14 protein-coding genes are annotated in these 17,306 nt (G+C 72.5%); 7 read left to right on the forward strand and 7 right to left on the reverse strand.

Features of this window, described 5'->3' with window-relative positions; translation table 11 throughout:
• Window positions 1–63: 63 nt before the first annotated feature.
• From HHX30_RS43240 to HHX30_RS13870, 5 genes are all read left to right on the forward strand, one after another.
• Window positions 64–837: an N-acetylmuramoyl-L-alanine amidase gene (locus HHX30_RS43240; RefSeq protein WP_169982326.1), complete on the forward strand. Its 774-nt coding sequence runs from the start codon at window positions 64–66 to the stop codon at window positions 835–837.
• A 75-nt stretch (window positions 838–912) separates the two neighbouring features.
• Entirely contained in the window at window positions 913–2,715 is a 1,803-nt protein-coding gene (locus HHX30_RS13855) for a methylmalonyl-CoA mutase subunit beta (RefSeq protein ID WP_169982327.1), read from the forward strand.
• Window positions 2,712–4,841: a methylmalonyl-CoA mutase gene (gene scpA, locus HHX30_RS13860; RefSeq protein ID WP_169982328.1), complete on the forward strand. Its 2,130-nt coding sequence runs from the start codon at window positions 2,712–2,714 to the stop codon at window positions 4,839–4,841. The genes HHX30_RS13855 and scpA overlap by 4 nt, the downstream gene beginning before the upstream one ends.
• On the forward strand, window positions 4,838–5,830 hold the full coding sequence (gene meaB / locus HHX30_RS13865) for a methylmalonyl Co-A mutase-associated GTPase MeaB (protein WP_169982329.1): 993 nt from the start codon (window positions 4,838–4,840) through the stop codon (window positions 5,828–5,830). Before scpA ends, meaB begins: the two co-directional genes overlap by 4 nt.
• A gap of 99 nt (window positions 5,831–5,929) precedes the next feature.
• The gene (locus HHX30_RS13870; protein ID WP_169982330.1) at window positions 5,930–7,906 is read left to right on the forward strand and encodes a CehA/McbA family metallohydrolase; all 1,977 of its coding nucleotides are present in this window, start codon (window positions 5,930–5,932) and stop codon (window positions 7,904–7,906) included.
• Here the strand turns inward: HHX30_RS13870 and HHX30_RS13875 are convergent, their stop codons facing one another.
• The 5 genes from HHX30_RS13875 to efeU form a co-directional block, all read right to left on the reverse strand.
• A complete protein-coding gene (locus HHX30_RS13875) occupies window positions 7,907–8,989 on the reverse strand; it encodes a toxic anion resistance protein (protein ID WP_211591985.1) in 1,083 nt (360 codons plus the stop codon). It lies immediately after the preceding gene.
• Window positions 8,990–9,298: 309 nt separating this feature from the next.
• The gene (locus tag HHX30_RS40610) at window positions 9,299–9,436 is read right to left on the reverse strand and encodes a hypothetical protein (protein WP_211591986.1); all 138 of its coding nucleotides are present in this window, start codon (window positions 9,434–9,436) and stop codon (window positions 9,299–9,301) included.
• A gap of 416 nt (window positions 9,437–9,852) precedes the next feature.
• Window positions 9,853–11,121, reverse strand: a complete 1,269-nt coding sequence (gene efeB / locus HHX30_RS13885) for an iron uptake transporter deferrochelatase/peroxidase subunit (protein ID WP_311922367.1) — start codon at window positions 11,119–11,121, stop codon at window positions 9,853–9,855.
• Complete coding sequence (efeO, locus tag HHX30_RS13890) at window positions 11,118–12,260, reverse strand: iron uptake system protein EfeO (protein ID WP_169982331.1); 1,143 nt, start codon at window positions 12,258–12,260, stop codon at window positions 11,118–11,120. Before efeO ends, efeB begins: the two co-directional genes overlap by 4 nt.
• A gap of 14 nt (window positions 12,261–12,274) precedes the next feature.
• Window positions 12,275–13,120 carry an iron uptake transporter permease EfeU gene (gene efeU, locus HHX30_RS13895; protein WP_169982332.1) on the reverse strand — a complete coding sequence of 282 codons (846 nt, stop codon included), beginning with the start codon at window positions 13,118–13,120 and terminating at the stop codon, window positions 12,275–12,277.
• A 378-nt stretch (window positions 13,121–13,498) separates the two neighbouring features.
• On the opposite strand from efeU, the gene HHX30_RS13900 reads away from it, so the two are divergent.
• Entirely contained in the window at window positions 13,499–15,082 is a 1,584-nt protein-coding gene (locus HHX30_RS13900; protein ID WP_169982333.1) for an ABC-F family ATP-binding cassette domain-containing protein, read from the forward strand.
• A 52-nt stretch (window positions 15,083–15,134) separates the two neighbouring features.
• On the opposite strand, the gene HHX30_RS13905 is transcribed toward HHX30_RS13900, so the two are convergent.
• Both HHX30_RS13905 and HHX30_RS13910 read right to left on the reverse strand, forming a co-directional pair.
• Window positions 15,135–15,395: a zf-TFIIB domain-containing protein gene (locus HHX30_RS13905; RefSeq protein ID WP_169982334.1), complete on the reverse strand. Its 261-nt coding sequence runs from the start codon at window positions 15,393–15,395 to the stop codon at window positions 15,135–15,137.
• 18 nt (window positions 15,396–15,413) lie between these two features.
• Complete coding sequence (locus HHX30_RS13910) at window positions 15,414–16,259, reverse strand: phosphotransferase (protein WP_169982335.1); 846 nt, start codon at window positions 16,257–16,259, stop codon at window positions 15,414–15,416.
• A gap of 105 nt (window positions 16,260–16,364) precedes the next feature.
• Between HHX30_RS13910 and HHX30_RS13915 the strand changes: the two genes are divergently transcribed.
• Complete coding sequence (locus HHX30_RS13915; protein WP_169982336.1) at window positions 16,365–17,288, forward strand: TIGR03619 family F420-dependent LLM class oxidoreductase; 924 nt, start codon at window positions 16,365–16,367, stop codon at window positions 17,286–17,288.
• The last annotated feature ends 18 nt before the right edge of the window (window positions 17,289–17,306 follow it).

Here is a 17,306-nt window from a genome sequence, read left to right on the forward strand (position 1 = left end):
TACCTGCTGGGGCGTTACCGCTACGCTCGGTGTCCAGTCATACGGTTTGCAACGGAGAGCACTGTGGCCATCGATCTCGTGTCCCGCGCTGACTGGGGCGCGCGTCCTCCCAGGGGCTCGTACTCGTCGCTGGCATCCACGCGCGGCGTGAAGGTCCACTACACCGGCGGCCGCGTGGATGCGGGCATCGTCGGCGACCACGCCAAGTGCGTGGCCATGGTGAAGTCGATTCAGGACTTCCACATCGACGGCAATGGCTGGATCGATATCGGATACTCCATGGTGGCTTGTCCGCATCGGAAGGTTTTCGTCGGTCGTGGGCCGGGGCACCTGCCGGCCGCCAACGGCCCCGGCCTGAACTCCGGCCACTACGCCGTGCTCGGTCTCGTCGGAAACGCCGGGCTGGTCCAGCCGACCGACGGCATCCTGCACGCGATTCTGGACGCGGTGGAATACCTGCGCGCCAAGGGCGGCGCGGGCAAGGAGATCAAGGGCCACCGCGACGGCTACTCCACCGACTGCCCGGGCGACCCCCTTTACGCCTGGATCAAGAAGGGCGCGCCGCGCCCCGGCGCCACCCAGCCGGAGCCCCAGCCCGAGCCGGGGCCCGCCACGAAGTGGCCCGGCCGCCTGCTGAGGTATCCGCCCGTCATGCGCGGCGACGACGTGCGCACGTGGCAGGCCCGGATGAAGGAGCTCGGCTACGACATCGCCGTCGACGGCGCGTACGGGCCGGACTCCCAGGAGGTGTGCCGCAGGTTCCAGAAGGACCGGCACCTCGACGTGGACGGCGTCGTCGGCCCCGACACCTGGAACGCCGCCTTCGCGCGCGAGTAGTCACTCGGTCCGCGTTGTCCACAGACCGGGACCCCGGGAGCCCTGAGCCGCTCCGGTGCATCTAGCATCCGGTGCATGACGGTGCCGCCTGTTGAACTCGACGATCTCGCCGATCCCGCAGCGGGGTTCCCGCAGGCCACACGCGAGCAGTGGCGGGCGCTCGCGGCCGACGTGCTGCGCAGATCCGGCTGGGACGGCCCGCCGGACGCGGTCGAGGACGCCCTGTCCACCACGACCTACGACGCCGTCGCCGTGGCGCCGCTGTACGACGCCGCCGACCTGCCGCGGACGCCCCGCGTGGTGCGCGGCCCCGGCCCCTGGGACGTGCGGCAGCGGCACGCCGACCCCGATCCGGCCGCGACCCGGGAGGCGATCCACGCCGACCTGGAGAACGGCGTCACGTCCCTGTGGCTCGACCTGAAAGCGATCGACCCGGCCGCGTTGCCGGCCGTGCTGGACGGCGTCCTGCTCGACCTCGCCCCGGTCGTCCTCGACGCCGGCCCGCGTACGGCGGAGGCGGCGGAGGCGTTCCTGCGCCATGTCGAGAAGACCGCCGGGGGAGTCGCGCTGCCCGGGGGCAACCTGGGCGCCGACCCGATAGGGCTGGCCGCCCGCACCGGTGCCGGCGTGGACGCGGGTGCCGCGGCCGCGCTCGCCGGCCGCTGCGCCGCGGATCACCCCGGCCTGCGGGCGATCATCGTCGACGCCCTGCCGTACCACGACGCGGGCGGCGCCGACGCCGAGGAGCTGGGCTGTTCGATCGCGACCGGCGTCGCCTATCTGCGGGCGCTGACCGGCGCGGGCCTGACGGCCGAGCAGGCGTTCGGGCAGCTCGAGTTCCGGTACGCCGCGACCGCCGACCAGTTCCTCACCATCGCCAAGCTCCGGGCCGCCCGGCGGATGTGGGCGCGGGTCGCCGAGGTGGTCGGCGGACCGGGAGCCCAACTCCAGCACGCGGTCACCTCGTCGGCGATGATGACGGTCCGCGATCCGTGGGTGAACATGCTCCGCACGACCCTCGCCTGCTTCGCGGCCGGGGTGGGCGGGGCGGACGCGGTGACCGTCCAGCCGTTCGACGCCGGCCTCGGCCTGCCCGACGCGTTCGCGCGGCGCATCGCGCGCAACACCCAGTCGCTGCTGGTGGAGGAGGCCAACGTCGCCCGGGTGGCCGACCCGGCCGGCGGCTCGTGGTACGTGGAGCGGCTCACCGACGACCTCGCCGCCCGGGCCTGGGAGTGGTTCCAGGAGATCGAGCGGGCCGGTGGCATGGCGGCCGCGCTCGAGCGGCTGGTCCCCGAGCGGCTGGCGGCGACCAGGGCCAGGCGCGCGGACAACCTCGCCCACCGGCGCGACCCGGTCACCGGGGTCAGCGAGTTCCCCGACCTGAAGGAGAGGCCGGTGTCCCGGCGGCCCGGCCCCGGGCTCGCCGTCACCTCCGGTGAGGGGCTGCCGGTGATGCGCTACGCCGAGGAGTTCGAGGCGCTGCGCGACCTCGCCGACGCCCGGCCGGACCGGCCCACGGTGTTCCTCGCCACGATCGGGCCGGTCGCCGCGCACACTGCGAGGGCGGCGTTCGCCGCCAACCTGTTCGCGGCGGGCGGCGTCGCGACCGTCGCCGGCGGCCCGGGCACCGACCCGGCCGCGATCGCGGCCGCCTTCCGCGACTGCGGCACCCCCGTGGCCTGCCTGTGCTCCAGCGACCGGCTGTACGGCGAGCACGCGGCGCCCGTCGCCGCGGCGCTGCGGGAGGCCGGGGCGCGCACGGTCTGGCTGGCCGGCAAGGGAGAGTATGAGGGGGTGGACGCCACCTTGTACGCCGGATGCGACGCGATCGAGGTGCTGCGCACGACGTTCGACGACCTGGGAGTGAACCGATGATTCCGGATTTCTCGGAAATTGACCTGGGGTCGAGCGTCGCGGCGCCGGACGTCCACTCCGGTGACGAGGTGTGGGAGACCCCCGAGGGCATCGCGGTCAAGCCGTTCTACACGGCCGCCGACCTCGCGGACGGTCCGTCCCTCGGGACGTACCCGGGCATCGCGCCCTTCCTGCGCGGCCCCTACCCGACGATGTACGTCACCCAGCCGTGGACCATCAGGCAGTACGCCGGGTTCTCCACGGCGGAGGAGTCCAACGCGTTCTACCGGCGGAACCTGGCGGCCGGCCAGAAGGGCCTGTCGGTGGCCTTCGACCTCGCGACCCACCGGGGCTACGACTCCGATCATCCCCGCGTCGCCGGCGACGTCGGCATGGCGGGCGTGGCGATCGACTCGATCTACGACATGCGGCAGCTGTTCGACGGGATCCCGCTCGACCGGATGAGCGTGTCGATGACCATGAACGGCGCGGTGCTGCCGATCCTGGCGCTCTACATCGTCGCGGCCGAGGAGCAGGGCGTCACGCCCGACAAACTGGCGGGGACCATCCAGAACGACATCCTCAAGGAGTTCATGGTCCGCAACACCTACATCTACCCGCCGGGCCCGTCGATGCGGATCATCTCCGACATCTTCGAGTACACCTCCAGGAGGATGCCGAAGTTCAACTCCATCTCGATCTCGGGCTACCACATCCAGGAGGCCGGGGCGACCTGTGACCTGGAGCTCGCCTACACGCTGGCCGACGGGCTGGAGTACCTGCGCGCGGGCGTCCAGGCGGGGCTGGGCATCGACGAGTTCGCGCCGCGGCTGTCGTTCTTCTGGTGCATCGGCATGAACTTCTTCATGGAGGTCGCCAAGCTCCGCGCCGCCCGGCTGCTGTGGGCCCGCCTGGTCAAGGGCTTCGGCCCGGCCAACCCCAAATCGCTGTCGCTGCGCACGCACAGCCAGACCTCCGGATGGTCGCTGACCGCGCAGGACGTGTTCAACAACGTCGTACGGACCTGCGTCGAGGCGATGGCGGCCACCCAGGGCCACACGCAGTCGCTGCACACCAACGCCCTGGACGAGGCGCTCGCGCTGCCGACCGACTTCTCGGCGCGGATCGCCCGCAACACCCAGCTGTTGCTCCAGCAGGAGTCGGGAACGACGCGGGTGATCGACCCGTGGGGCGGCTCCTACTACGTCGAGCGGCTGACCCGCGAGCTGGCGCGGGCGGCCTGGGGTCACATCCAGGAGGTCGAGCGGGCCGGCGGCATGGCGCGGGCCATCGACCAGGGGCTGCCCAAGATGCGCATCGAGGAGGCGGCGGCCCGCACCCAGGCCCGCATCGACTCCGGCAGGCAGCCGGTGATCGGCGTCAACAAGTACCGCCCCGAGGCGGACGAGCCGATCGAGGTGCTCAAGGTCGACAACACAGCCGTCCGCGACCAGCAGATCGACAAGCTCCGCAGGCTGCGCGAGGAGCGTTCGGCCGATGCCGTGGCCGGGGCGCTGGAGGCGCTGACGAAGGGCGCGGCCGGCGGGGAGAACCTGCTGGACCTCGCCGTGAACGCGGCCCGGGCCAAGGCGACGGTCGGGGAGATCTCCGCCGCGCTGGAGAAGGTCTTCGGACGGCACTCCGCGCAGATCCGTACGATATCGGGCGTGTACCGCGCGGAGGTGGGCGACGCCGCGGACCGGGTCCGCGATGCGTGCGCGCAGTTCGAGAAGGCCGAGGGCCGCCGGCCCCGGATCCTTGTCGCGAAGATGGGCCAGGACGGTCACGACCGGGGCCAGAAGGTGATCGCGAGCGGCTTCGCCGACCTCGGCTTCGACGTCGACGTCGGCCCGCTGTTCCAGACGCCCGAGGAGGTCGCGCGGCAGGCCGTCGAGGCAGACGTGCACGTGGTGGGGGTCTCCTCGCTGGCGGCCGGGCACCTGACGCTGGTGCCCGCGCTGCGGCGGGCGCTCGCCTGCCTCGGCGCGGACGACATCATGATCGTGGTCGGTGGCGTGATCCCGCCGGGCGACGTCGAGGAGCTGCGGGACGCGGGCGCCTCGGCGATCTTCCTGCCCGGCACGGTGATCGCCGACGCGGCCCTGGAGCTGCTGCGCGAGCTGTCCGCCCGGCTGGGCCAGCAGTGACCGCACCGGCGATCGAGGACTACGTCAAGGGCGTGCTGTCGGGCGACCGGCGGTGGACCGCCCGGGCGATCACGCTGGTGGAGTCGACAAGGGCCGATCATCGGGAGATGGCGCAGCGGCTGCTGGTCGAGCTCACCCCGCACTCCGGCAAGGCCCGCAGGGTGGGCGTGTCCGGGGTGCCCGGAGTCGGCAAGTCGACCTTCATCGAGGCGCTCGGCACCTACCTCACCGGGCAGGGCCACCGGGTGGCCGTGCTGGCCGTCGATCCCTCGTCGCGGCGCTCGGGCGGCAGCATCCTGGGGGACAAGACCCGGATGGCCGGGCTGTCGGCCGATCCGAACGCCTTCATCCGGCCGTCCCCCACGGCCGGGACGCTCGGCGGCGTGGCGAAGGCCACCCGGGAGGCCATCGTCGTCGTGGAGGCGGCGGGCTACGACATCGTGCTCGTCGAGACGGTCGGGGTCGGCCAGTCGGAGACCGCGGTCGCCGACATGGTGGACACGTTCCTCCTGCTCACCCTCGCCCGCACCGGAGACCAGCTCCAGGGGATCAAGAAGGGCGTGCTGGAGCTGGCCGACGTCATCGCGGTCAACAAGGCCGACGGCGAGCACGAGATGGCCGCGCGCAAGGCGGCGCGCGAGCTGTCCGGGGCGCTGCGGCTGCTGCGCGCGGCCACGCCCGTGCTCACCTGCAGCGGCCTCACCGGCGCCGGGCTGGAGGACCTGTGGCGGCACGTCGTGCGCCACCAGGAGGGCGCCGACCTCGCCGCCAGGCGCAGCCGTCAGCAGGTCGAGTGGACGTGGGCGCTGGTGCGCGACCGGCTGCTGGCCATGCTCCGCGCCACGACCGCGGGGATCGCCCCCGAGATCGAGCGGCAGGTCCTGGACGGCACCCTCACCCCGGCGCTGGCGGCCGACCGGATCCTGGCGGCCTTCCTGTCCGCCGGCGGCGCGATTGACACTCGGGAGATCACCTTTCCTCCCGAGTGAGAAAGATCGCTACCCCTGTAACCGGGAATGCACTGTTGCGTGTTTTCCCCGGCCGAAACCGTGCCACGATGTGCGCGCTTTCGATTACGGGGAGGTGCGATGAACCACGATCCGATGATGCCGCCGCAGGTGGAGCGCGCTCTGCGGGAGTACCGGGCGTTGCTGTCCGCGCACGGCATGACCTGGGGAGAGCCGCCGCTGGGATACGTCCGGATGATGCCGTTCCTCCGATTTCCCGAGGAGGCCGACCGGATGAGCATCCGGCCCGACCTCGACGCGGAGTTCCGCGACGCCCTGGACGGCGAGGTCCCCCGGGGTCTGGTGGCGCTGCGGCTGACCACGGACGGCCACCGCCCGGAGCACCGCCTGGAGCACCGCTTGGAGCACGGCCCGGCCAGGCCGCTGCTGTCGCCGGGGCCGGTGCCCGTGACGCTGCTGGTCGACTCCGCGCTGCCGCACCCGGTGGAGGTGACCGCCGACGGCGTGCCGTACGGGATCGCGGCGGGCGGGGCCAGACTCCTCGACGTGACGACCGCGACCGTCCTCACCGTGGACGGCGCGGCGGTGGACCTGTCGGGGCTGGCCCGGCCCGCGCCGGCCGCGAGGCTGCGGTTGCGCGCCGGCTTCCCGTGCCGGTGGAGCGTCACCTCCCCGGGCGGCCATGGGTGGTATCCGGAGGGAGTGCCGGAACGGCGCGACAACGACGACGTGCCGTTCTTCCACGGCGACGACGTCGTGCTGACCGTGCCCGCCGAGCCGGTGACGATCCGGGTCACGCGCGGCATGGAGTACGGCGTCGCGCAGACGACGGTCGTGCCCAGGACGGGGGAGGAGACCCTGGTCGGGCTCGCGCCGCAGCGGCTGTACGACGCGGCCGCCCTCGGCTGGTACGGCGCCGACCTGCACGTCCACATGAACTGGGCGGGGGACCTGGTCGCCGCCCCGGCGGCGGCGGCCGCCGCGCAGCTCGGCGAGGACCTGCACGTGCTCAACCTCGTCGCGGGCAACATCGCGGGAGAGCGCGTCTACGACCGGGAGGCGCTCCAGCACTGGGCCGGGCGCGACCTGCCGTGGTCGGACGCCGGACACGTGGCCCGGATGGGCGTGGAGTATCGCAACGACCTGTTCGGGCACGTCCACGTCTTCGGGGTGGCCGTACCGCCCGCCGTCTACCACACGGGCTTCGGCGCCGACGCCGACTGGCCGCCCAACGCCGCGATCTGCGGCGACCTGCGGGAGCCGCGGGCCGTGCTCGGGTACGCGCATCCCTTCCACGGCCCGATCTCCTCCCCTGAGGACGTCGTGGGTGAGGGAACCAGGAACTGCACCGGCCGCGCCCTGGTCGTGGACGCCGCGCTCGGTCTGGTCGACGGAGTGGAGGTGCTCCATTTCAGCGACCTGTCGCCGGTGCCGGGCACCGCCGAGGTCTACCGGAGGCTGGTCGGCGCGGGCAACCGGCTCGCCGCCCTCGCGGGGACCGACACCATGCTGTCGTTCACCCGCCAGGACACGGTTTCCAGCCCGCCGGGCTGGGAGCGCGTCTACGCCCGGGTGGCCGGGCCGCTCGGCGCCGAGTCGTTCGCCGAGGCCGTACGGCGGGGGCGTACGTTCGCCACCACCGGCCCCTGGCTGGAGCTCACGGTGAACGGCCTGGGGCCGGGGGAGACGCTCGACCTCGACGGAGGCGAGACGGTGGCGGTCCGGGCGCGGGCCGTCGGGACCGAAGTGGAGCACATCGAGATCAGGACCGCCGCCGGCGTGCTCGCCGAGGGGCCGGGCCCCGAGATCACCGCGTCTCTGCCCGTGGACGACGCCGACTACGTGGTCGCGGTGGTCCGCGGCGGCCCCCATCCGCGGTCCCCGCGCGGGCGGGCGTACGCCCACACCAGCCCGGTCTACCTCGACGTGCGCGGACGGCACGTGGCCAGGGAGGAGGACGTGCGCTGGTGCCTGCGGTGGCTGGACCTGCTCGACGAACTGGTCAGGGCCAGGGCCCGCCTGCGGACCCGCGCCCAGCTCCGCGACCACCTCGACCTGGTCGAGAAGGCCAGGGCCGTGTACGAGTCCCGCGTGTGACTACAGGTCGAGTGACGACCCGCCGAAGCGATCCCGCAGGAACCGGCCCTGGTCTCTGAGGGCCTGCTCGTCGCCCTGGTAGACGGCTTCGGCGATCGCCGACAGCCCCGACTCCAGCAGGCCGAGCTGGGCCATCAGCTCCTCGTGCGCGCTGCGCTCGCGGGGCCCTCGCCGCGTCAGCGCGTACGACCTGGGCAGGTTGGCGTACGCCTCCAAACTCGTGGGCAGGTAGTCGCGGACTGCCTGCGAGACGACGTGCAGGTGGTCGGGGGCGGAGGTGAGCGCCTCCGCCCTCGCCAGCACGTCGCGCAGGATCGCGGCGAGGATCCCGACCTTGGCCACGACGTCCTCGGGGAAGCGGGGCGGCGACACGTTGGCCACCAGGGTGTCCAGATCGGTTCGCAGCGCCCGTGCCTCGACCTCGGCGTGGGAGATCGTCAGTCGCACCCGGTCGGGCGGGGTGAGCAGAGAGCCCACGCCGTACAACCCGGCGACGACCACGGGCCAGAACGACCCGGCGAGGCCGAGGAAGTGCAGCCCGAGGCCGCCGAGCGCGAGGGCCGAGCCGACGATGTTCTTCAGCGAGCCGAGGTAGGCGAGGATCCGCTCACTGGTAGCCACGGATCTCCTTGACAGGTTGTTCTTGCGGACCAGGTCGAGCGCGAGGTAGCCCTGGGCCGACACGGCGAGCTGGGTCAGCAGGTCCTGGTGCTTCTGGCGCACCCCGAACAACGCGTCTGACCGCAGCGCGTTCGCCTTGTCCGGGTCCGTGAGCTCGACCAGGTCGATCCGCGCCTGCAGCTCCGCGTCCAGCGCCGCCGCCAGCGTGGCGTACTCCTGGAGCTTCGTCATCGACTCCCAGAGGTTCGCCTTCTTGCCCTCGATGGCGGCGTTGTCCTTGCGCAGTTCGTCCTGCCCGGACTTCAACGCCCGGATGATGTCGTCGATGTGCTTCTGCGCGCTGCGGTACTTGGCGAAGTAGTCGCGCAGCCGGTCGCCGAACGGGATGATCCCGAGCAGCCGCCGGGTGCCCGCGGCCGCCTGCTTGGGGTCGAGGTCGACGATCGCGCGGCGCAGCGCCACGAGCTGACCGGCGACCGGGCCTGGCCGTCGGCGCCCTCGCCCTTGGCCGAGGCCAGCGCCGCGACCGGGCGCTTGAGCATTCGGTTGGCCACCCGGGAGGAGGCGCGGATCTCCGAGTCGCCCATCGAGGTGATGTCGTGCACCTTCCTGGTGAAGTCCGGCGACCGGTGGTCGAGCGTGGCGAGCTGTTCGGCGAAGCCGGACGCCTTGCGGGCGAGCTCGGCGCCGCGCTCGCCGGGGAGCGGCAGCATGCCGGCCGCCTTCTCCACCGGCACCGCCGCCACCGGGGTGGGCGGAGTCAGCACCAGGTCAGGACTCCGAGTAGCCCTGGTCGAGGAACAGCGGGGCGACCGTCCGCGCCACCTCGGCGACCTGCGCCCGCGAGGTCACGACGTCGTCGCCGTTGGCCACGTAGCTGGTCGCCGCCAGGTACATGGCGGCCGGCACCCGAGTCGTGGACCACGCCGGCCTTCGCGAGCACGTCCGCGATCGGCTGGAACGTCGCGACCGCCATCGGCGAGTAGGACGGCGAGTACGTCCGGGCGATCCTGTGTGCCTGCCGTATCTTCTCCGCGGCGGGGACGCTGGAGGGGAAGGCGAAGTCGTACGGGCGCAGGTCCACCGTGGTCGCGATTTCGCGGGACCCCGCGGTGTCGACCTCGACCCGCAGTCCGTGTCTGGCGAACGCCGCCTTCACCGCGGGATCGTCGAAGAAGGGCTTCTTCTCAGAGCCGATCACACCCCGGATCGCGGTGACCGCCGGCCGTTCACCGCCGCCGCCGCCCCCGCCGTTGCCCAGCACGAGCGCGAGGACGACGGCGGCGCCCAGTGCCAGCGAAGCCGCGCGCGAAATGCGCGAACGGTCAGGCGAACAGCGTGCGGCCCCAGTAGTCGCCGCCGTCGACCACGCCCGGCGGGCAGGCGAACAGGCCGCTGGAGACGTGCTTGATGTACTCGTTCAGCAAGTCCTTCTGGGACAGCATCCGCTGGATGGGGACGAACTGCTTGCGGGGGTCGCGCTGGTAGGCGATGAAGAACAGGCCGGCGTCGAGCCGCCCGAGGCCGTCGGAGCCGTCCACGAAGTTGTATCCGCGCCGCAGCAGCCGCGCGCCGCCGTGAGCGTCGGGGTGCGCGAGCCGTACGTGGGCGTCGCCGGCGATCACGGGCTGCCCGTCCGGGCCCTTCTTGGCGAAGTCCGGCGTGTCGAACTCCTTGTGCCCGGTGAGCGGCGCGCCTTCGCCCTTGTCGCGGCCGAAGATGGCCTCCTGCTCCGACAGCGGGGCGCGGTCCCAGGTCTCGATGTGCATCCGGATCTTGCGGGTGACCAGGTAGGTGCCGCCGTCCATCCAGGCCGGGCCGTCGCCCGGCGCGGCCCACAGGTGGTCGCGCAGCATGGCGGTGTCCTCGAGCTTCAGGTTGTTGGTGCCGTCCTTGAAGCCCATCAGGTTGCGCGGCGTCGCCTGGGAGCGTGAGGTGGACGAGGTGCGCCCGAAACCGAGCTGCGAGTAGCGGACGGAGACCTTGCCGAAGCCGATCCTGGCGAGGTTGCGGATGGCGTGCACCGCCACCTGCGGGTCGTGGGCGCAGGCCTGCACGCAGATGTCCCCGCCGGAGATCTCGGGCTGCAGGTCCTCGCCGGGGAAGGCGGGCAGGTCGGCCAGCGCGGGCGGCCTGCGGTCGGCGAGGCCGAACCGCTCGTCGAACAGCGACGGGCCGAAGCCGATGGTCAGCGTCAGCCCGGAGGCGGGCAGGCCGAGCGCCTCGCCGGTGTCGTCCGGCGGCGCCTCGGGCGACCCGCCCACGGCCCCGAAGGTGCCGGCGTCCTCGCCCCGGGTCATCCGGACCGCGGCGGCGGTCCACTCCTGGAGCAGCTCCACCAGCTCGGCCTTCTTCTTCGTGATGACGTCGAACGCCACGAAGTGCAGCCGGTCCTGGGCGGGAGTGGTGATGCCCGCCTGGTGCGGGCCGTAGAAGGCCACGGGGTCGGAGGAGGAGGCGGCATGGGCGACCGGCTCCTGCGTCAGGGACCGGCCGGCGACCGCCCCGGCCCCGACGGCGGCCACACCGGCCGCGCCGAGGCCGAACAGGCGTCTGCGGCTGATGCCTCCGCTCGCTGTGCTCTTCCGAGTCACCGGGCCACCACCGAGGCCACCTTGCTGATCGGCTCGGCCAGGGCGTTGATCGCGTCCGACAGCGCCTTCAGGTCGTCCTTGGACAGCTCGGTGTGGAGCTTCCACCCGTCGCCGCTGCGGTGCGCGCCGAGCGTGGTCTCGGCGTCGGAGAACTTCGCGTCGAGCGTCTTCACGAGGTCGGGGTCGCGCTCCTCGAGCACCGGGCGCAGCGCCTGGACGGCGGCCTTCGAGCCCTGCAGGTTGGCGTCGAAGTCCCACAGGTCGGTGTGCGAGTAGCGGTCCTCCTCACCGGTGATCTTGCCGGTGGCGACCTCGTCGAGCAGACCCTTGGCGCCGTTGGCGAGCTGCACGGGAGACAGCTCCAGCGCCGCGGACTTCTCCACGATCGTGGTCACGTCGGTCATGAGCTTGTCGGCGATCGGGCCGTCGCCCTTGACGTCCTTCTTGACCCACAGGTCCTTCTCGAGGCGGTGGAAGCCGGTCCACTCCTCGCCGTCCGCCACGTCGTTCTCACGGGCGTCGATGGCCGGGTCCAGGTCGCCGAAGACCTCGGCCACCGGCTCGATGCGCTCCCAGTACGTACGCGCGACCGGGTAGAGCTCCTTGGCCTTGTCCACCTCGCCGGCCTTGACCGCCTCGGTGAACTCCCTGGTCTTGCCGAGCAGCGTGTCCGACTGGCTCTTGATGTAGCGCTTGTAGCTGGCCACGGCCTCGGCGAGCTTCGCGTCGCTGGTCAGCGGCTTGCTCTCGCCGCTGACCTTGAGGGCGCCGCGGATGCCCTTGCCGGTCATGCCGGGCTTGCAGGCGGTCTCGTACATGCCCGCCGGCAGCTCCATCACGACGTCGCGGGTCAGCCCGGGGACGATGTTCTCGACCTCGCCCATGATGCGGTCGCCCGCCGCGTACACGTAGAACTCGGTCACCTTCGAGCCGTTGTTGGTGATCGAGAAGGTCGAGGTGCCGGCGGCCAGATCGGACTTCGCCACCTTGCACTCGGTGTCGGTGGCGGCCACGGCGATCTTCCCGTCTCCGGCCGCGGTCGCCTCGGTCGTGCCGCCGGAACCCGACTCCGTGGACGAGCAGGCGGTGAGGCCGGCGAGGGCCAGTGCCGCGGTGGCCAGGACGATGGGGGTGCGCATTGGGTCGACTCCGGTCAGGAAGCGGGCTGGGCGGACTTGGGGGCGGGGCTGGCGGGCGCCTTCGCCGAGGGCCGCCGCAGGAACAGGACCAGGACGGGAACCAGGTAGACGAGCCAGGCGACGGCCTCCAGCACGCTGGGCTGCGGGGTGATGTTGAACATCCCGCTCAGCAGCGTGGAGTACCAGGCGCTGGGGTCGAGCACGCCGCTGATGTCGAAGGCGTGGGTGTTCAGGCCGGGCACCAGCCCCGACTCCTGCAGGTCGTGCACGCCGTACTTGAAGATCCCGGCCGCGACCAGGATCAGCAGCAGGCCCGTCCAGGTGAAGAACTTCGTGAGGTTGATCCGCAGGGCGCTGCGGTACAGCCCCCAGCCCAGCGCCACCGAGGTGAGAAGTCCGAGCGTGATGCCGATCAGCGGGCTCGCGCTGCTGGTCGCGCCCTGGACGGCGGCGAACCACAGCAGCGCCGTCTCCAGCCCCTCCCGCGCGACCGCCAGGAACGCCACCACGACGACGGCGGTGGCGCCGAGCTCCAGGGCATCGCCCATCTTCTGGCGCAGCTCACCCGACATCTTCCGGGCGGCCGTGCGCATCCAGAAGATCATGAAGGTGACGAAGACGGTCGCGGCGAGGGACGTGACGGCGTCGAAGAGCTCCTGCTGCTGCGTGCCGAGGTGGGCCGCGGTGAAGGTCAGCAGCGCCCCGAACCCCACGGAGAGCGCGACGGCGACGCCGACGCCGGCCCAGACCAGGGGCAGCCGCTCGCGGCGGTCGCTCTTGACGAGAAAGGCCACCAGGATGGAGACGACGAGGCTCGCCTCCAGACCCTCTCGAAGGCCGATGAGATAACTTGCGAACACATCGCCCTCCGGGCGGACGGTAAGCCTTACCTAAGTTAGGACAGGTTCACCTTAGCGACAAGACGCGCGACACGTGGAGCGGGGTAGGCCCTTTGTCACCTTCGGGGACGCCTGGGACTACGGCCCCGCCCGAGCCCCCGGCGGATTAATTCGGTGGCGTCCGTCCCCGGCCTCCGGTTACCGTGTCGGACGTCCTGCCGCCGCACCCCCGGAGGGTCACTTGGAGCTCTGAGGTCTCGACACCGCGCCCACGGCCGCCATCGGTGGTCCGGCGCAGCGACCTCGGCGGAGCTCTCTCCGGTGTCCTCTCGCGGCCCGTGCCCGCGGTGTCCCACGCGTACGTTCTCATCTCGCCCTTGGGATACCCGGAGCCGCCTCATGTCTTATTCCATCGTCTGCACGGATCTGTCGTTCTCCTGGCCCGACGGGACGCCCGTCTTCGAGGAGCTCGACTTCACGTTCGGCGCCGGCCGGACCGGGCTCGTCGGCGTCAACGGCAGCGGAAAGTCGACCCTGCTCAAGCTGATCGCCGGAGAGCTGACCCCGGCGAGCGGCTCGGTGTCGGTCACCGGCCGGCTGGGCTACCTGCCGCAGAACCTCCCGCTCGGCGCGAGCCGTACGGTGTCCGACCTGCTGGGGATCACCCCCGCGCGCGAGGCGCTGCACGCGATCGAGCGGGGCGACCTGAGCGAGGCGAACTACGACGCGGTGGTCTGGGACGTCGAGGAGCGCGCCCGGGCCGAGCTCGCCCGTCTCGGGCTCGCGGGAGTCGACCTCGACCGGACCGTCGCGACGCTCTCGGGCGGCGAGACCGTCATGGTCGGGCTCGCCGCGCGGTTCCTCGCCGAGCCCGACGTGCTGCTGCTCGACGAGCCGACCAACAACCTCGACCTCGACGCGCGGCGGCGCCTGTACGACGCCGTCTCCTCGTGGACGAGGACGATGGTCGTCGTCAGCCACGACCGTACGCTGCTCGACCTGGTGGACCAGATCGCCGACCTGCCCGCCCGCCGTACCTTCGGCGGCACGCTCAGCGAGTACGAGGAGGTGCTCGCGGTCGAGCGGGAGGCCGCCGAGCGGATGGTCCGCGCGGCCGAGGGCGACCTGCGCCGTCAGCGGCGCGAGCTGGCCGAGGCGCAGACCAAGCTGGCCCGGCGGGTGCGCTACGGCAACAAGATGTACGAGCAGAAGCGCGAGCCGAAGATCATCATGCAGGAGCGCAAGCGCCAGGCCCAGGTGTCGGCGGGCAAGCACCGGCTCATGCACGAGGACAGGGTGGCCGCGGCCCGCGAGCGGCTGTCCGAGGCGGAGGAGGCGGTGCGCGACGACGCCGAGATCCGGGTGGAGCTGCCCGCGACCGAGGTGCCGGCCGGGCGCACCGTGCTCGAAGTGGACGGCCTGCGCACGGCCGCCGGGCCGATCGGCGACCTGGTCGTGCGCGGCCCGGAGCGCGTCGCCCTGCTGGGGGCGAACGGCTCGGGCAAGACGACGCTGCTGCGCACGATCCTCGGGGACCTCGCACCGGACGAGGGCTCGGTCCGGCTGAACGCTCCGGTGCGGTACCTGCCGCAGCGGCTCGACGTGCTCGACGACGCGCTCAGCCTCGTGGACAACGTGCGGGCGGTCGCGCCCGCCGCGTCGGTGAACGCCGTCAGGGCCGGGCTCGCCCGGTTCCTGTTCCGGGGCGGGCGGGCCGAGCGGCCGGCGGGGACGCTGTCGGGCGGCGAGCGGTTCCGCGCCGTGCTGGCCTCGCTGCTGCTGGCCGAGCCCGCGCCGCGGCTCCTGCTGCTGGACGAGCCGACCAACAACCTCGACCTGGCCAGCGTCCGCCAGCTCGCGCAGGCGCTGTCGGCCTACCGGGGAGCGCTCGTGGTGGTCTCCCACGACCTGCCGTTCCTGGAGTCGATCGGGATCACCAGGTGGCTCACGCTGGGCCCGGAGGGTCTGGAACCCGCGCGCTGAGCACGCGGGAGGCCGCGGCCCGATCCGGGCCGCGGCCTCCGCGGAAAGGCTTTCAGCTGGAGAACAGCATGCCGACCCAGCTGTTGCGGCGGTGGCCGTAGTGGCCGCCGCCGTGGTGGCCGCCCCAGGCGGGCCCACCGTGCGCGGGCGGCGGGGGAGCGTAGTGCTGCTGGGCCCACTGGGACTCCATCCGGGTCAGCGTCTCCAGCTCGCCGTAGTCGAGGAAGATGCCGCGGCAGTTGTCGCACTGCTCGATGTGAACGCCGTTGCGGTCGAACGTCCGCATGTTGCCACGGCACTTGGGGCACTGCATCCGACAACTCTCCCTATGTCAGGTCTCGGCCTTCGCGGCCGCGACGATCCTCCCGCAGGCGGACACCAGGGCCATGGCGGCGTCGTCGGGCGGGTCCCCCGCTCTCGCCGCCGTGGCCACCGCCGTCGCGGCCAGTTGGACGGTCAACGCCCGGGCGGGCGCGTCGAGTTCCCGCCACGGATCGTCGGCGGACACGGCCGTCCCGCCCGCGGCGAGATAGGCGGTCAGGAGCCGCTCCCAGTCCCGGGGATCGAGCAGGCCGGCGGCGTACCACGCGGCCGGGCGGGCCAGGTCCCAGGCGGGGTCCCCGCCGCCCAGGTCGTCGGGGTCGATCAGCAGCCACGCGCCGTCGTGCCGGACGATCTGGCCGAGGTGCCAGTCGCCGTGCGTCAGCGTGCCGCCGTCCCGGGCGGGCGGCAGCGTCGCGTACGCCGCCAGGACGGGGGCGGCGACGGCGTCCGGAACGCCGGCGGCCCTCAGATCGGCCATGGCGCGCGGCAGCCGCGACGGCCCGCCGGCGGGCGGGAGGCCGGGAGGCGCCGGCCGGGCGTGTAACAGGGCGAGCAGCCGGCCGCCCTCCTCCCACGGGGTGGTCCCCGCGTCCACGTCGGCGATGGTCAGCGCCTCGCCCGCCGGCCAGATCGTGACGAGCCTGCCGTCGAGCCGTTCGAGGCCGAGAGGGGCCAGCATGACGCCGGGCAGGTTTCCCGCCGCCTCCAGGCGGGCGCGCAGGGCGTGCTCGTCGGTGTCCGGGGGGTGGGCCTTGACGACGACGTCCCCGGCCCTGACCACGAGCACGCGGCCCTGCTTGAGCACCGTCACCGGCCCGTCGCGGCGCGCCAGCCGCGCCAGTTCCTCGATCACGGGGGACACCCTAGGGTGTGCCCCGCCGATCTCGCCGTAGCGAGGATCGACCTGGGTGACCGCAGTAGGCGGAAGATCGAAGGGGGGCACCCTTAGGGTGCGGCTATGAGGATTGGGTTTTCCGTACCGGTGTCGGGTTCGTGGGCGACGCCGGAGAACATGAAGCGGATCGCGCGCCGCGCCGACGAACTCGGCTATCACGGCGTCTGGGCGTTCCAACGGCTGCTCTACCCCGTCGGCAACCCGATGGGGCCGGTCTACCGGAGCGTGCACGACCCCGTCGTCGCGCTCGCGTACGTGGCGGCCGTCACCGAGCGGGTACGCCTCGGGGTGGCCGTGCTCAACCTGCCGTTCGTCTCCCCGGTCCTGATGGCCAAGCAGCTCGCCTCCCTGCAGGAGGTGTCCGGCGGCAGGCTCGACGTGGGCCTGGGGCTCGGCTGGCTGCCCGAGGAGTTCGCCGCCTCCGGCGTGCCGATGGAGCGGCGCGGCAGACGCGCGGAGGAGTACGTCGGCCTGCTGCGGCGGCTCTGGACCGAGGACGTCGTCGAGCACAAGGGCGAGTTCTACGAGGTGCCGCCATCCCATCAGGCCCCCAGACCGGCCACGCCGCCGAGCGTCATGCTGGGCGGCACCGCCCGGGTGGCGCTGGAGCGCGCCGGGCGGATCGCCGACGGCTGGATCAGCTCCAGCCGCGCCGACCTGGGCACGATCGACCAGCAGATCGCCATCGTGAAGGAGGCGGCCAGGCAGGCTGGCCGCGATCCGGACGCGCTGCGGTTCGTCGTCCGCGGCGTCACCCGCGTCCGCGCGCGGGACGAGGGCCCGCTGACCGGGTCCTACGACAAGATCCGGAGGGACGTGGAGGACCTCGCGGCCAAGGGCGTCACCGAGGTCTTCCACGACCTCAACTTCGACCCGGAGATCGGCAACCCCGAGGCCGACCCCCGCGACTCCATGCGCCGCGCGGAGGAGGCTTTGGAGGCACTGGGGCCTGTATCGAAGTCCGCTGCGGCGGTCCCGCCGCTCTGACGCTCGTGTGCGCGTAGG

The organism is Microbispora sp. H10836 (genome assembly GCF_012999525.1).
Classification (GTDB): domain Bacteria; phylum Actinomycetota; class Actinomycetes; order Streptosporangiales; family Streptosporangiaceae; genus Microbispora.

What these genes read in the sequence shown, in the direction of transcription:
- HHX30_RS13855 (WP_169982327.1), top strand. Translation starts at nt 913, where the DNA reads ATGACGGTGCCGCCTGTTGAACTCGACGATCTCGCCGATCCCGCAGCG.
- scpA (WP_169982328.1), top strand. Translation starts at nt 2,712, where the DNA reads ATGATTCCGGATTTCTCGGAAATTGACCTGGGGTCGAGCGTCGCGGCG.
- HHX30_RS13870 (WP_169982330.1), top strand. Translation starts at nt 5,930, where the DNA reads ATGAACCACGATCCGATGATGCCGCCGCAGGTGGAGCGCGCTCTGCGG.
- efeO (WP_169982331.1), bottom strand. Translation starts at nt 12,260, where the DNA reads ATGCGCACCCCCATCGTCCTGGCCACCGCGGCACTGGCCCTCGCCGGC.
- HHX30_RS13900 (WP_169982333.1), top strand. Translation starts at nt 13,499, where the DNA reads ATGTCTTATTCCATCGTCTGCACGGATCTGTCGTTCTCCTGGCCCGAC.
- HHX30_RS13905 (WP_169982334.1), bottom strand. Translation starts at nt 15,395, where the DNA reads ATGCAGTGCCCCAAGTGCCGTGGCAACATGCGGACGTTCGACCGCAAC.
- HHX30_RS13915 (WP_169982336.1), top strand. Translation starts at nt 16,365, where the DNA reads ATGAGGATTGGGTTTTCCGTACCGGTGTCGGGTTCGTGGGCGACGCCG.